Origin of the sequence: Paenarthrobacter sp. TA1.8, assembly GCF_048595705.1 — a bacterium.
Taxonomy (GTDB): Bacteria; Actinomycetota; Actinomycetes; order Actinomycetales; family Micrococcaceae; genus Arthrobacter; species Arthrobacter nitroguajacolicus.
Window position 1 is genome coordinate 4,805,305 of the sequence record NZ_CP184287.1, and the last position, 14,160, is coordinate 4,819,464.

At 63.0% G+C, this 14,160-nt stretch carries 16 protein-coding genes; 10 read left to right on the forward strand and 6 right to left on the reverse strand.

The genetic code is table 11. The annotated features are described in order from the left end of the window. Window positions 1-5: 5 nt before the first annotated feature. Entirely contained in the window at window positions 6-1,346 is a 1,341-nt protein-coding gene (locus ACNAOT_RS22430; RefSeq protein ID WP_420179468.1) for an MATE family efflux transporter, read from the reverse strand. Window positions 1,347-1,387: 41 nt separating this feature from the next. On the opposite strand from ACNAOT_RS22430, the gene ACNAOT_RS22435 reads away from it, so the two are divergent. The 5 genes from ACNAOT_RS22435 (at window position 1,388) to ACNAOT_RS22455 (ending at window position 4,597) form a co-directional block, all read left to right on the forward strand. Next, window positions 1,388-1,966: an antibiotic biosynthesis monooxygenase gene (locus ACNAOT_RS22435; RefSeq protein ID WP_091464102.1), complete on the forward strand. Its 579-nt coding sequence runs from the start codon at window positions 1,388-1,390 to the stop codon at window positions 1,964-1,966. Between the two features lie 77 nt (window positions 1,967-2,043). Then, complete coding sequence (locus ACNAOT_RS22440) at window positions 2,044-2,478, forward strand: DoxX family protein (protein WP_178994563.1); 435 nt, start codon at window positions 2,044-2,046, stop codon at window positions 2,476-2,478. A gap of 203 nt (window positions 2,479-2,681) precedes the next feature. After that, a complete protein-coding gene (locus ACNAOT_RS22445; protein ID WP_420179469.1) occupies window positions 2,682-3,014 on the forward strand; it encodes a PEP-utilizing enzyme in 333 nt (110 codons plus the stop codon). Beyond that, on the forward strand, window positions 3,011-3,574 hold the full coding sequence (locus ACNAOT_RS22450; protein ID WP_420179470.1) for a hypothetical protein: 564 nt from the start codon (window positions 3,011-3,013) through the stop codon (window positions 3,572-3,574). Before ACNAOT_RS22445 ends, ACNAOT_RS22450 begins: the two co-directional genes overlap by 4 nt. Window positions 3,575-3,622: 48 nt before the next feature. Then, window positions 3,623-4,597 carry an acyl-CoA thioesterase gene (locus ACNAOT_RS22455; RefSeq protein WP_091464110.1) on the forward strand — a complete coding sequence of 325 codons (975 nt, stop codon included), beginning with the start codon at window positions 3,623-3,625 and terminating at the stop codon, window positions 4,595-4,597. Window positions 4,598-4,634: 37 nt separating this feature from the next. Here the strand turns inward: ACNAOT_RS22455 and ACNAOT_RS22460 are convergent, their stop codons facing one another. The 5 genes from ACNAOT_RS22460 to ACNAOT_RS22480 all read right to left on the reverse strand — a co-directional run bounded on the left by ACNAOT_RS22460 (window position 4,635) and on the right by ACNAOT_RS22480 (window position 9,559). Continuing rightward, entirely contained in the window at window positions 4,635-5,372 is a 738-nt protein-coding gene (locus ACNAOT_RS22460) for a VOC family protein (protein ID WP_420179471.1), read from the reverse strand. 94 nt (window positions 5,373-5,466) lie between these two features. After that, on the reverse strand, window positions 5,467-6,123 hold the full coding sequence (locus ACNAOT_RS22465; protein WP_091464115.1) for a GntR family transcriptional regulator: 657 nt from the start codon (window positions 6,121-6,123) through the stop codon (window positions 5,467-5,469). 111 nt (window positions 6,124-6,234) lie between these two features. Then, window positions 6,235-7,272, reverse strand: a complete 1,038-nt coding sequence (locus ACNAOT_RS22470) for a transketolase family protein (RefSeq protein ID WP_420179473.1) — start codon at window positions 7,270-7,272, stop codon at window positions 6,235-6,237. Further along, window positions 7,269-8,159 carry a transketolase gene (locus ACNAOT_RS22475; protein ID WP_420179474.1) on the reverse strand — a complete coding sequence of 297 codons (891 nt, stop codon included), beginning with the start codon at window positions 8,157-8,159 and terminating at the stop codon, window positions 7,269-7,271. Before ACNAOT_RS22475 ends, ACNAOT_RS22470 begins: the two co-directional genes overlap by 4 nt. 62 nt (window positions 8,160-8,221) lie before the next feature. Then, entirely contained in the window at window positions 8,222-9,559 is a 1,338-nt protein-coding gene (locus tag ACNAOT_RS22480; protein ID WP_091464125.1) for an MFS transporter, read from the reverse strand. A 204-nt stretch (window positions 9,560-9,763) separates the two neighbouring features. Here ACNAOT_RS22480 and ACNAOT_RS22485 point away from each other — a divergent pair, with 204 nt between their 5' ends. The 5 genes from ACNAOT_RS22485 to ACNAOT_RS22505 all read left to right on the forward strand — a co-directional run bounded on the left by ACNAOT_RS22485 (window position 9,764) and on the right by ACNAOT_RS22505 (window position 14,127). Continuing rightward, entirely contained in the window at window positions 9,764-10,606 is an 843-nt protein-coding gene (locus ACNAOT_RS22485; RefSeq protein WP_420179475.1) for a sugar phosphate isomerase/epimerase family protein, read from the forward strand. Between the two features lie 29 nt (window positions 10,607-10,635). Then, window positions 10,636-11,409 (forward strand): SDR family NAD(P)-dependent oxidoreductase, encoded by a 774-nt coding sequence (locus tag ACNAOT_RS22490; RefSeq protein WP_420179476.1) that lies wholly within the window; start codon window positions 10,636-10,638, stop codon window positions 11,407-11,409. Window positions 11,410-11,448: 39 nt separating this feature from the next. Next, window positions 11,449-13,191 (forward strand): dihydroxyacetone kinase family protein, encoded by a 1,743-nt coding sequence (locus tag ACNAOT_RS22495; RefSeq protein WP_420179477.1) that lies wholly within the window; start codon window positions 11,449-11,451, stop codon window positions 13,189-13,191. A 10-nt stretch (window positions 13,192-13,201) separates the two neighbouring features. After that, the gene (locus ACNAOT_RS22500) at window positions 13,202-13,660 is read left to right on the forward strand and encodes a ribose-5-phosphate isomerase (RefSeq protein ID WP_420179478.1); all 459 of its coding nucleotides are present in this window, start codon (window positions 13,202-13,204) and stop codon (window positions 13,658-13,660) included. A gap of 86 nt (window positions 13,661-13,746) precedes the next feature. Further along, entirely contained in the window at window positions 13,747-14,127 is a 381-nt protein-coding gene (locus ACNAOT_RS22505) for a DUF1304 family protein (protein ID WP_364308548.1), read from the forward strand. Window positions 14,128-14,160: the final 33 nt, after the last annotated feature.

Genomic DNA, 14,160 nt, shown 5'->3' on the forward strand with positions numbered 1-14,160 from the left:
CCAGTTTAGTGCGAACCCAGCACCATCCACCGATCGGTCCGCGCGCGCAGCCCCAAAGTCACACCTCGGGCCAGCATGTAGCCCAGCGCAAACGCGGCCCACAACCACAGCAGCCCCGCCTCGCCGTCGGGCCTTGTCTGGTGGATTGCCACCAGCAACGGCAAGTAGATCACCAAATTTACGACGCCGGCAATCGCCAGGTAGCGTGCGTCGCCTGCACCGATAAGGACACCGTCCAGGACGAAGACATAACCGGCGAGTGGCTGTCCCACCGCGAGGACCCAGAGCGCGATGGTCAGGGCTGATCGGACACCGGAGTCGGACGTGAAGAGGTAGCCGGCCCACGGGGCCACGATCGCCAGGAGAACGCCGGTGATCACGCCGAATCCGAGGCCCCAGCGAATCATAGTGCGGGTCAATTCACGGGCGCGTTGGGCGTTCCGGGCGCCAAGTTCCTTGCCGATCAGGGCTTGCGCCGCGATTGCCAGCGCATCCAGGGCAAAGGCAAGGAAAGAGAAGATGGTCATGGCCAACTGGTGCGCGGCCAGATTTACGGCACCCTGCGCAGTCACCACCAAAACAGTCGCAAGGATGGCGAGGCGGAGGCTCAGCGTACGCAGCATGAGCCACGAACCCACCTTGGTCATGGCCCGGATACCGTGCCAGTCGGGCTTCAGGGACACCCCGTGTTGCCGCGCATTCCGGCTGACCATTACCAAGTACACGGCAGCCATGGCCCACTGCGCGATGCTTGTGCCGATGGCGGAACCCGCCACGGACATGTTCAACCCATAGACGAAGAACAGGTTGAGGGCGATGTTCACGGCGAAGCCCGCGGTTGCCACGACAAGCGGCGTCCGGGTGTCCTGGAGCCCCCGAAGGACACCCGTGCCGGCGAAGATGAGGAGCATCGCGGCCAAGCCAGGCATGGACCATCGCAGATAATCGACGGCGAATTGCTGGACGTCTCCGGTAGCCCCCATGAAGCCAACCAACGGTTCGGCCGCTACAAAACCAACCACAGCGAGCGCCAGCCCAAGCAGCAGAGCCAGCCAGACGCCGTCGCGCCCTGCTGCCAAAGCCTTCCCCAACTTACCGTCGCCAATCGCTCTGGCGACCGCCGGCGTCGTCGAATATGCCAGGAAGACCATCAGCCCCACGGCGGTGTGCAGGATGGTGGACGCGAGTCCCACACCGGCAAGCTGGTCGACGCCCAGGTGCCCCACGATGGCCGAGTCAGCCAGCAGGAACAGTGGCTCGGCGATGAGCGCACCGAAAGCCGGGACGGCCAGCCGCAGGATCTCGCGGGCGTTGGAGCGGGCGGGGGCAGTTGTGGTTTGGGGCACTAAACAAGCCTAGTCCGCCGCGGGCCGGGTACATTTGGGCCGTGTCACATGAGCATCCCGTCACCGTTTCCGTCGCCCGCACTATCCTTCCCGGCTATACCCGGCAGGCCAATGCCTGGGCCCACGCCGGACAGGAACTCGCCCGCGAATGGCCTGGATATCTGGGATCCGGATGGGTACGCAATGGGGTGGATTCCACTGAATGGCACATGCTTTACCGCTTCGCAGACGCCGATTCGCTGCAGGAGTGGGAGGACTCCGAGGAGCGTCGCTGGTGGATCGATAGTGCCAGGGACATGATGGAGACCACCCGGGTGGAGCGCCACACGGGGATCGAAGGATGGTTCTCCCGGCCCGGAGACGTTTCGGTGGTTGTGCCCGAGACAGTTGTGCCGCCCCGCTGGAAGCAGGCCATCAGCATCTTCCTGCCGTTCTTCCCGCTCAGCCTGTTGGCCAACTTCCTGCTGCACCCGTTGACTCAGGACTGGCCGCTGGTATTCGCGGTGCTGCTGAACATCGTGATCCTGACCCCGCTGATGACCTACATCTTCCTGCCGATCACTACCCGGCTGCTGCAGCCTTGGCTTCAGGCGAAGCCGCGCAGCAGACGCCGGACGTAAGCCCGGCGGCTGGGATTTAGGTCATAAAGAGCCATATTTGGTTGACACTTCAAGTTTCCTCGGGAATGGTTGAAGGTATGAACAAGTCCAGCTTGACCACCACAGCCCTGACCATCCTGCGCGTAATCGCGGGATTTCTCTTCGCCGCGCACGGTTGGCAGAAGTTCAACGAATTCACTATCGCCGGAACCCAGGCCTCCTTCACGCAGATGGGAGTCCCGGCCGCATCGGCAGTAGCACCGATCGTCGCAACCCTCGAACTCGTGGGTGGCATTGCCCTGATCATCGGCCTCCTGACCCGCGTCTTCGCAGCCTTGCTGGCCGTCAACATGCTCGGCGCGCTGTTCCTGGTGCACGCGCCGGCCGGAGTTTTCGTCGGCAACGGCGGATACGAGCTTGTACTGCTCTTCGCAGGCGCAGCTCTGGCCCTGGCACTGGCCGGTGCGGGCAGGCTTTCTGCCGACGCCGCACTGTTCGGCCGTTCGGGATCGAAACTCCGCGTCCTCGCGTAGCGCCCCACCCCCCCCCGACGCTCTCGCGGATATCAAGCCCTTCAGCCGATTGCTCTCTCACTTCCTTCAAGAAAGTGAGAGAGCAATCGGTCTTTAAGGGCCGGGATGTGAGAGAGCGTGCAGGACTGCGGCGCCTCAGCCAGCTCGGCTGCCGCTTCAGTCAGTGGTGCCGGGGCAGCGTTATCTGTAGTAGAAATAGCCTGATGATGAGCATCCTCACCGGCGTCGGCGCCAGCACTGGTACAGCCCGCGGCAATGCCCGGCTTATTCACGGTCCCGACGAGTTCACGCGCTTCCAGCCCGGGGATATTTTGGTCTGCCGAACCACCGACCCCGCGTGGACGCCTCTCTTCGGAATGGCATCGGCGGTGGTCACTGAAACCGGTGGAATGTTGTCGCACGCCGCGATCGTTGCACGGGAGTTCGGGATCCCTGCCGTACTGGGTGTACGGGATGCGCTGCACCTTCTCGCCGACGGCGGCCCCCTGACCATTGACGGGTCCCGGGGAACAATTACCCTGATGGATGCCGAATGACACTCCTCACCCTGCATGCGGTCCGCCTCCTCGGTTTTGCTGAGACCCAAGCGGTAGCGGCTCGATTCTCGCAAGACCCCGGTTTGGTGGAGTCGCAGCTCATCGACGCCGGCGTGAACGGCTTTGTTTCGCACAGTACCTTCGCGGGGGCCAGCGGCTGGTCGCTGTCGAGTCTCGGGAGAATTGAGAACGAGCGGCTGCTGGCCGATGAACTGGACCACGCCGGTGCACGAGACGCGGTGTTTGCGGTGCATGACAATTTCGCCGAGGTCAACACCGGCGTCGTGGGTGCCTGCAGTGCCATCCAGCTGCAATCTCCGGCGGATGAAGGCGCCGTGGACGTCCTGATAGGCGCCTTGGCGTCCTGGCGTGTACTCGAACCACAGCTGAGCGTTTTGCTGCCTCGGTTCGAGGGCTACTCCGGGCGCCTGTTGGGAGCACTCAAGCACGCTGTCCAGGACACAGCCTGGCTGACAGCTACCGACCGGGATTCCTTCCACCGGGTTTGGTTCGAACTCCATGAGGAACTGATTGCCACCCTCGGCATCCAGCGCGGGTAGTCGGACTTAGTCACGTAACAGAAACCTGGCGACAGTAAGATTCCAAGCATGAGCGATGACGCCGCCAATTCAGTGACCCTCCGTTTCCTCGCGGCTCCCATGGACGTAGGCCACAGCGGGTCAGTCGACGCCGGCACCGTCCTTGAGTGGGTGGATAAGGCCGCGTACGCAGCAGCAGTTGGCTGGTCTAAGTCGTACTGCGTCACGGCGTACGTGGGCAACATCCACTTCACGGATCCCGTGAACAGTGGCGACATGGTGGAAGTGACCTCCACCATCGTCTACACCGGCCGCTCTTCGATGCACATCCACACGGTGGTCAGCTCCCGCGATCCCAAGGGCGGGCCGGAGACAATGCATAGCCAGTGCATGGTGATTTTCGTAGCGGTGGGACCCGACGGCAAGCCAATTCCTGTCCCCCAGTTTGAGCCGTCCACGCCCCAAGAGGTCGAGCAGCGCGATCACGCCTTGGCCCGTATCGAGGTCCGCGAGCAGATCGTCAACGCGATGAACGCCCAGGACTACACCGACGCCGGAACCGCCGAGCGTGTTGTCCTGCGGTTCATGGCGTCCCCCACTGACGTCAACTGGGGCGGCAAGGTCCACGGTGGCATCGTGATGAAGTGGATCGACGAAGCAGCGTACGTTTGCGCCTCCCGATACTGCGGCAAGGACACCGTGGCTGTGTTCTCCGGAGGCGTCCGTTTCTACCGGCCCCTGCTGATTGGCCACGTCGTCGAGGTAGAGGCGCGGCTCGTCTACACCGGCGCCAAGGGCATGCACATCGCGGTCCACGTACGCTCCGGCGATCCCAAGACCCGCGAAATGAACCTGACCACGTACTGCCTCACGGTGATGGTGGCGCGCGACGAAACAGGGACTGCTGTACCGATTCCTTCCTGGGTTCCAGTATCCGAGGAGGACAAGAAGCTGCACGCCCACGCCCGTGAACTCTTGGAAATCCGTGGGCGGGCACCGGGAAACCGGCTCCCGGATCACCTGTTGAAGGCATCAGGCAGCTAACAGCCGCTTGGTGCGGACGTGGTTACGAGCCATGTTGTCAGCCCGGTGTCAGGACGCAGAACTCGTTGCCTTCGGGGTCTGTGAGGCAACGCCACGGCACATCGCCCTGGCCGATGTCGATGTTAGCCGCGCCCAGTGTATGTAGCCGGACCACTTCAGCGTCTTGATCATCACCGGGATACGGCATCAGGTCGAGATGGATACGGTTCGGCAGTGTGTCGGGGTCTGGCGTGCGCAGCAACTCCAGATATGGCCCGACCCCCTCGGACGAACGCAGCCTCGCATGGTCATCGTTCACTTCGTGCAGAGTCCAATCCATCGCCTCACTCCAGAAGTCGGCCATGGCCCGCGGATCGGTGCAGTTGACCACCACCGTGGCGATGGGTCCCGTGTCCTGGTAGATCGGACGGGGTTCCAGAACGCAGAAAAGGTTCCCCTCGGGATCCGCCAAGACCGTCCAGGGCACATCTCCCTGGCCTACATCGGCCGGTGTAGCGCCGAGCTCTTTGAGCCGCGCCACCAGCTCCTTTTGATGAGCTGCGGAAGTGGTAGCGAGATCGAGGTGCGCGCGATATTTCACCGTCTCCGGATCCGGAACTGTCACAACGTCAACGCAAACGGCTGAGGGGTCCGGCCAAGTGAAACCCAGGGGTTCAACGTTGGTCACACCGGGTCCCTCACTGGAAACACCCCACCCGAGGGCCTCCGCCCAAAACTGCCCGAGAGCTGAGTCATCCCGTGCTTTGAAATTCACCTGAACAAGTCTCAACGCCATGACGACTTACCCTATACCCCTGCCTCAACCAGCAACCCCGCTGCAGCGTCGTTGCCCAACAATGGGAAAGCGGCCAACCAACGCAATTGAGGAATTAGCCGACCAGGTTCTCCGCCGCACTGTCCATGTGCGCGATGATCGTTTCCCGTGCTTTCGCCGCATTTCCAGTCTCGATAGCAGCAACAATGTCGTGATGCCGGCCCACGCTCATATTCCGGGTGGCGCGTTCCAATCCGGCGAACATGATGGACATCCGGATGGAGCCCTCCAGGGATTCCCAGGAGTGCAGCAACGTTTCGTTTCCGGACAGGCGGCAGAGCGTGCGGTGGAACTCAAGGTCGGATTCGATCCGCTCCTGCAGTGAGGACTTGGCGGCTTTGTCCATATTGTCGACGGCGGCACGCAGTTCTGCGAGCGCGGCTTCCTTGTCCGGCATGTCACTGAGGGTCCGGGCGGCCAACGATTCCAAAACGCCGCGAACAGCGAAGATATCCCGGATTTCCTTGACGTCCAGGTGCCGCACGGACATGCGGCCGCGTGCTCCGGCGGAGATCAGGCCTTCCTGTTCCAGCTGGCGCAGGGCTTCCCGAAGGGTGCCGCGGCTGATTTGGAGCATCTCGGAAAGCTCGGTTTCCACGAGGTGTCGCCCGGGCTCGAGTTCGCCACTGGTGATCGCGGTCCGCAGTGCTGCGAGTGCCTGTTCGCGCAGGCTCTTCTTCTCAAGTCCCAGCAGGGATGCGGTGACGGCCATGGTGTGTCCTCGGTTCAATGGGCGACTGCTAACAGTCCGATGTTAACTGTCGATACTACGGGCAGCGGGGCGGGACGGGCAGTCATGCCCGTCCCGCCCCGCGAGGAAAGCTCAGCCAAGCTCCGCAAGCACCTTCGCAACGATTCGGTCCACGGACAATCCGTATCGTTCGTGCAGCGTGGGCAACGCACCGGCGTCGAGGAACTGGTCGGGAAGCGCGATGGGCACCACGCGCTTGCCGAGACCGGCGGTAACGACGGCGGAGGCAACAGTTTCGAACAGGCCGCCAACAACCGTGTGGTTTTCCAGAGTGACGGCCAGCCGGTCGGTGTTCAGCTCTGCCAGTACAGTGGCAGAGTCGAACGGCTTGATGGTGGGTGTGTGCACCACGGCGACATCCACTTTGTGCTTCGCCAAGGCATCTGCCGCCTGCAAAGCACGCATGGTCATCAGGCCGGAGGAAACGAAAACAACATCTTTGCCCCCGCGCAGGACCTTGGCCTTGCCCAGCTCGAACGTATAGTCGTACTCGTCCAGGACGGTGGGCACGTTACCGCGCAGCAAGCGCAGGTATGTTGGTCCGTCGGAGGCCGCAAGCTGCGGAACGGCCTGTTCGATGTCGACGGAGTCGCAGGGATCCACGATGGTGAGGTTGGGCATGCCGCGGAAGATCGCCATGTCCTCGGTGGCCTGGTGGCTCGGTCCGTACCCGGTAGTAAGGCCAGGGAGCCCCCCGATGATGTTGACGTTGAGGTTCGGCTCGGCGATGTCCAGGCACAGGAAGTCATACGCACGCCGTGCCGCGAACACCGAGTAGGTGGAAGCGAACGGGATCAAGCCAGTCTCTGCCATGCCTGCAGCGGCGCCGAAGAGGAGCTGCTCGGCCATGCCCATCTGGAAGAACCGCTCCGGGAACGCCTTGGCGAAGATGTGCATGTCCGTGTACTTACCAAGATCCGCGGTCAGACCCACGATCCGGGAGTCGGCTTCGGCCGCCTTGACCAGCGCATGCCCGAACGGGGCGGAAGTGGTCTTCTGGCCGGGATCGGCGAAGGATGCGATCATGGCCGAGGTCTTCAGCTTCGGTTTAGCCGTCGAGGCGGCGACCGATGAAGCAGCGGCACCGGCCGCCGTCGTAATTGTGCTCATGCTGAAGCCGTCCCTTCGTATCCTGCGGTCAACTGTTCGCGGCAGATCTGCCACTCGTTTTCTTCGATGCGCATGAAGTGCGCTTTCTCGCGGGTCTCCAAGAGCGGCGCGCCGCGACCTACCTTGGTGTCACAGAGGATGACCGAGGGCCGCCCGATCGGCGCCGCCAGGGCAGCGATGTTGTCGAACGCTCCCAGCAGCGCACTCACGTCGTTCCCGTCCACGCGCTGGGTGTACCAGCCGAACGATTCCCACTTTTCGGTGACCGGTTCGGTGCGGAGCACTGTTTCCGTGGCCCCGTCTGCTTGGAGGGCGTTGATGTCTACCATGGCGGTCAGATTTCCGAGCTGGTGGTGGTGTGCACCCATGGCGGCTTCCCAGGTGGAACCCTCGTCCAACTCACCGTCGGACAGAAAGTTGATCACCCTTGACGTTGAGCTCTGAAGACGCAGGCCCAAAGCCATTCCGACGGCAACCGTCAGGCCGTGTCCCAGCGAACCGCCTGAGATTTCCATGCCCGGGGTGTAAGTGGACATACCCGACATCGGCAGGCGGGAATCATCGGAGCCGTACGTTTCGAGCTCGGCCACCGGAACGATTCCAGCTTCGGCCAGCGCTGCATAGTGACCAATGGCGTAGTGCCCGGTGGAAAGAAGGAAGCGGTCACGTCCTTCCCAGTGCGGATCTTCGGCGCGGTACGTCAGCTGATCGGCGTAGACGGCGGCGAACATATCGGCCGCACCGAGGGCCTGGCCGACATAGCCCTGCCCTTGGACTTCGCCCATATTCAGCGCGTGATGACGGATACGGTAGGCGGCGGCGCGGATGCGGTCCACACGCTCGGGCCTAGGAGTGGCCACTGCCACTTCGACTGAAGAGAGAGTCATTGGTTTCCTTCCGGAGTCGGGCGCGTGCTGATGGGGAGAACGCGCCCGACGTCGATGGCTGCTTAGGCGTTTACCGTCTGGGGAGTTTTGCTGGCGGCTTCTTCAGCGAGAGCACGCTCGCGCTTTCCCCAGGTTTCCCGGGTAATCAGTGCCGCCCACAGGCCGATGGCTGCGTAGATGCTGAACAGCAGGGCCGGCCCGATCCATCCCATGCTGACGAACAGCAGGGTGGTGATGAAGGGGGTGAAGCCGGAGACCATGGCGGAGATCTGGTAGGACAGCGAGGCGCCGGAGGAGCGGGTCTTGGCCTGGAAGAGTTCCGGGAACCAGGCACCCTGGGCGCCGGCAAGGGAGTTCTGGCAGACAGCGTAGGCGATGACGATGGTTGCGATGATCAGGAGGAAAAGGCCGGTGTTGACCAGCATGAACATCGGGATGCCGAACACAACTGCGAACGCTGTGGACCAGATGTAAACAGGACGGCGACCAACGCGGTCCGTCAGTTTGCCCCAGAAGTACGTTGCGAAGATACCGATGCCGGCCGCGATGCAGAGCGCCACCAAGGTTTCGGTCTTGTCGGCCAGGTTGTTGGTGTGCAGGTAGGAGATCATGTACGTCACGGACACGGCGTAGCCGGCAGTTTCAGCGATGCGGAGGCCGATGCCGCGGACGATGTTGCGCCAGTCGGTCTTGATGACCTCGACGATGGGGGACTTCACGATGTCGCCCTTGGCCTTCACGTCCTCGAATACCGGGGACTCGGGAACCTTGGAGCGGATGATCAAGCCGACAGCCACAAGGACAATGCTCGCGAGGAACGGCACTCGCCAGGCCCACTCACTGCCGAGGCCCACGCTGCTGAGGAAGACAAGGTTGGCGAGCAGTAGGCCCACCGGGAAGCCGGCCTGCACGATGCCCGTGAACTGGCCCTTTTTCCGCCACGGTGCGTGCTCGTAGCTCATCAGGATGGCACCGCCCCATTCAGCACCGAACGCCAGGCCTTGAATGATGCGGACGAGAACCAGCAGTGCGGGAGCCAGGAGGCCCACTTGCTGGTAGGTGGGCAACAGGCCGATGGCGAAGGTAGCAAGGCCCATCAAAATGAGCGATGCAACCAGGACCGGCTTGCGGCCGAGCTTGTCGCCGAGGTGGCCACCGATGATGCCACCCAGCGGACGGGCAGCGAAGCCGACGCCGAGGGTCGCGAAGGAGGCCAGGGTGCCCGTTACCGGGTCGGCACCCGGGAAGAACGCCGTACCGAAGTACAGTGCTGCGGCGGTGCCGAAACCGATGAAGTCGTAGGTTTCGATGACTGCGCCAACGCCGGAACCGACGGCGACGCGCTTTGCTTCCTTGGTTCCATGAACCGGACCACGCATGGTCAGAGCTTCATTGCTCATGTGTGTCTTTCCCTTTCAAGAGTGCGGTGCTTCTTCGGCAACCTCACTGTCGACAGTCAACATAATACGTCAACTGTGACCGACGACACCAGCAATGTCAACAGTCAACCTCGGAGGTTGACTGTTGACAGTCAACCTAGCTAACGTGGTCTCCATCACTAAGGTCCCTCTCTGGCGAGGGCCCCAATTTGAGGATCAACGACGATGTTTCATCAACGACTGGGCTGTTCGTCCATCAGCTTCCGCCACCAGGATCTGGCCACTGCCCTGCACACCATGCGTGGACTCGGTTTCGAGGAAATCGATCTCGGCGCGCTCCCCGGCGTCTGCGACCATGTGCCCTACGTACTGGACGCCGAGGCTGTGGAGGCGGTTGCCGCCGTCGTAAAGACCTCGGGAATGCGCGTCCGCTCAGTGAACGGCGACGTCGGCGACCTGAACGCAACGCTCGACGCCGGCGCTCAGGAAGCGCGCGAAGGGCACCTCGAGATGCTGCTCACCCTGGCCGCCAAGACCGGCGCGAGGGCGCTAGTCCTGCCGTGCGGGGCTATCGATCACGAGCCGCTGCGGAGCCTGGATGAGGACCTGGACCTCGTGGCCGCGCAACTGATGAGTGCCGATTGGCGCGCGGCGGAGTTCGGCGTGGAGCTGTGGACCGAATCCCTGCACTACTACCGGCTGTGCTGGAACACTGAGCGTGCACAGCTCCTCGCCGACCGCCTTGCCGGTTCCGACGTCGGAATCGTCATGGACTTCAGCCACATCGTCGCTTCCGGTGGCGACCCCGTGGACTTCGTGGACCGTTTCGCCGGCCGGATCAAGCACGTCCACCTGCGGGACGCCGTGGCGGCAACCGTCTACGAGCCAGGGAACATCAACCTCAGCATCGGCAACGGCGAGGCCGACTTCGCCGCCGGACTCGCAGCACTTCGGAGCGTTGGCTACACCGGCCACTTCTCCCTGGAACTGGAAACCCGGGACGTTACCCACGACGAACGCCCCGCCGCCGCAGCCAAAGCGGCCAGCTATATCTCAGACCTCATCTAAACCTCGTTACCTCATATTCAAGGAGCACCATGACCACCATCCAGCGCACCGCCGTCCTCACCGGAGCTACCTCAGATCGCGGCATCGGCCTGACCACCGCCCGCCGCTACGCCAACCAGGGCTGGGGCATCGTCATCCTGGACCTCGACGGCGAGAAGTCCGCCAAGGTTGCCGCCGAGATCGCCAACGAATTCAACGTTCCGGCCTTCGGCTATGAGATCGACGTCGCCAACGAAGCCTCCGTCACCGCAGCCCACGCCGCAGTCGCCGCAGAAGTTGCCGCCGGAAACCTCCCGCCCGTGGGCGCCCTGGCCAACATCGCCGGCATCACCTCCCCCGTTCCTTTCCTGGAAACCACGCTTGAGCTGTGGCACAAGGTCATGGACGTCAACGCCACTGGCACCTATCTCGTCACCAAGGCGTTCCTGCCTGACATGATCGCCAACGGCTGGGGCCGCATCGTCAACATGTCCTCGGTCTCCGCGCAACGCGGCGGCGGCGTATTCGGCAAGGTTCCCTACTCCGCAGCCAAGGCCGCCATCCTCGGCTTCACCAAGGCACTCGCCCGCGAAATCGGCGAAACCGGCGTAACCGTCAACGCCATCACGCCCGGCGCCGTGGACACCAACATCCGCGTCGGCAGCACTGAAGAGCAGGAAGCCGCCATCAACGCCGGCATCCCCTTGGGCCGCAACGCCACCACGGAGGAAGTAGCCGCCGTCATCACGTTCCTCTCCTCCGAGGACTCCGCGTACCTCACCGGTACCACCATCGACATCAATGGCGGCAGCCACATCCACTAAGTCCCTCCCCCAGTCCGAAATCCAGAACCAGGACCCACCTTGACAAGAATCTTCAACGATCCCGCCGACTTCGCGGACGAAGCCCTAGCCGGTTTCTGTGACGCCCACTCGTACCTCGTCCGCCAGGTTGAAGGTGGCGCTGTCCGCCGCAGCCGCCCGGCAACGCCGAAAGTCGCCGTCATCGCCGGTGGCGGCTCCGGGCACTACCCGGCCTTCGCCGGCATCATCGGGCCGGGCTTCGCTGACGGTGCCGTGGTGGGCAATATCTTCACCTCACCTTCCTCGCAGCAGGCCTATTCCGTGGCCAAGGCTGCCAATTCCGGAGCCGGCGTTGTGTTCACCTACGGCAACTACGCCGGGGACGTCATGAACTTCGGCATGGCCAGTGAGCGACTGAATGCCGAGGGAATCGCCACGGAGAACGTGCTTGTCACGGACGATATCGCCAGCGCCTCCCTCGATGAGATCGAGAAGCGCCGCGGCATTGCCGGTGACTTTGTGGTGTTCAAGGTCATGGGAGCAGCGGCCGAAGCCGGACTGGACCTGGACTCCGTGGTTCGCTTGGGGCGCAAGGCGAATGAGTTTACGCGGACCATTGGCACAGCCTTCAGCGGCTGCACCTTCCCCGGTGCCGATCAGCCGTTATTCCGCCTTCCCGAGGGACAGATGGGCCTGGGCCTTGGTATCCACGGCGAACCGGGACTGTTCGATACCGAGCTGCCGTCCGCCGTCGAGCTTGGGCAGGAACTGGTGCGCCGCGTGCTCGCAGAAACGCCGGTGGGCGCCTCCACCCGTATCGCCGTGATCCTCAACGGTCTGGGTTCCACGAAGCACGAAGAACTGTTCGTCCTCTGGCGCACCGTGGCTCCGCTGCTCCGCGAAGCAGGCTATGCCTTGGTGATGCCGGAGGTGGGTGAGTTGGTGACCAGCCTGGACATGGCCGGCGCATCGCTGACGCTGACGTGGTTGGATGACGAGTTGGAACAGTACTGGACCGCTCCGGCGCTGACGCCGGCCTACCGCCGTGGTGCTGTCGGGTTCGACGTCGCTGCTTCTCACGCGTCTGAAGCTGAGTTGGACGCCGTTACCGCTGCCAACTACTCCTCCACAGACGAGTCCCGAGCTTATGCCTCACAGTGCCTTCAAGCCCTGGACACGACGGCGGCGCTCCTTCGCGATTGCGAAGCAAGGCTGGGCGACATGGATGCGATTGCCGGCGACGGCGACCACGGACGCGGCATGGTTCGTGGATCCGCGGCAGCCCTCGACGCCGCTACCGTTGCGTTCGAACGCGGCGCGGGTGCCGGCTCGCTACTCGCAGCTGCCGGGGACGCGTGGGCAGACAAGGCAGGCGGAACGTCCGGCGTGCTGTGGGGCGCGGGACTGCGCGCCTTTGGCGAGCGGTTGGGAGATGCAGAGACCCCGACGCCGGATGTCCTCGCCCAGTCTGTTCGAGCCTTCGCGGACCGGATCTCGAACCTTGGAAAAGCCGAGATCGGCGACAAAACCATGATGGATGCGCTGCTGCCCTTTGCATCCTCATTTGAAGACCGCGTCCTGCCGGGCGCTGCTGCCGAGGACGCGTGGGCAGCCGCTGCATCGGACGCTTCCGAGGCTGCTGCGTCGACCGCAGGGCTTCGTCCCCTCAAGGGACGCGCCAGGCCGTTGGCCGAGAAGAGCATAGGCACGCCGGATCCCGGCGCGACGTCGCTCGCCATGGTGTTTGCCGCCGTCGGGCCTCACTTCACCGCAATTCCCGTTCCCGCCGCAGCAAGCAATTAGGAGAATTTCCATGCGCATCATTGTGGGTGCCGATGAAGCCGGCGTCGATTACAAGAACCGAATCCTGGCCGACCTTGAGGCTGACTCCCGCATCACGGAGGTCATAGATATCGGCGTGAACCGTGCTGATGAAGACTTCACCAGGCCGTACCCCTACGTTGGCATCGCGGCAGGCGAAATGATCCGCGAGGGCAAAGCCGAGCGTGCCATCCTTTTCTGCGGCACAGGGATCGGCGTGGCCATCGCGGCCAACAAGGTCCCCGGGATCAGGGCCACAGCAGCACACGATTCGTTCTCCGTGGAACGCTCAATCCTGTCCAACGACTGCCAGGTCCTCACCATGGGACAGCGCGTTGTGGGCGTGGAGTTGGCCCGTCGCCTGGCCAGGGAGTGGATCGGCTACACATTCGATCCCGCGTCCGGATCAGCGTCGAAGGTGAAGGTGCTCAGCGACTTTGAGGGCTGCTGAGAACCTCTTGAAGGGCGTTGCGTCGGCGGCGTATTCTCCACGAACAGGCAATTGGGTGTCCTGGCTTCCGTCTGGAGGATGCGCTCATGAATCTACTGAGTCAGGTTCTGGCCGGCGCTACTGCGCTGGCACTGATCAGCGTCGGCTTGATGGAGATCTTCCGGCACGGTGATCAGCGTCTGCACCGGATTTTTCTGATCGAACCTCAGGATGTTCGTGCCGTTCGCATGTGGGCAATGAACGTTGGCGCCTACAACGTAACCTTCGGGGTCGGCATGGCCGTGGGTTTGTGGATGGTGAATTTCGGCAACCCGGCCGGCGGGGCAGCTATCGTCCTTTTTTGCTGCGCGAGCCATGTATTTCTGGGTTTCTGGCTGTGGGTCACGGAAAAGCGCCTGCTGTTGAGCGCTATAGGGCAGGCTCTCTTCCCTGGCCTTGCCGTGATTTTCTACTTGTTGTTCGGCTGAGCCAGCCCAGCCGCACCAGCCAGTCGAAACCGA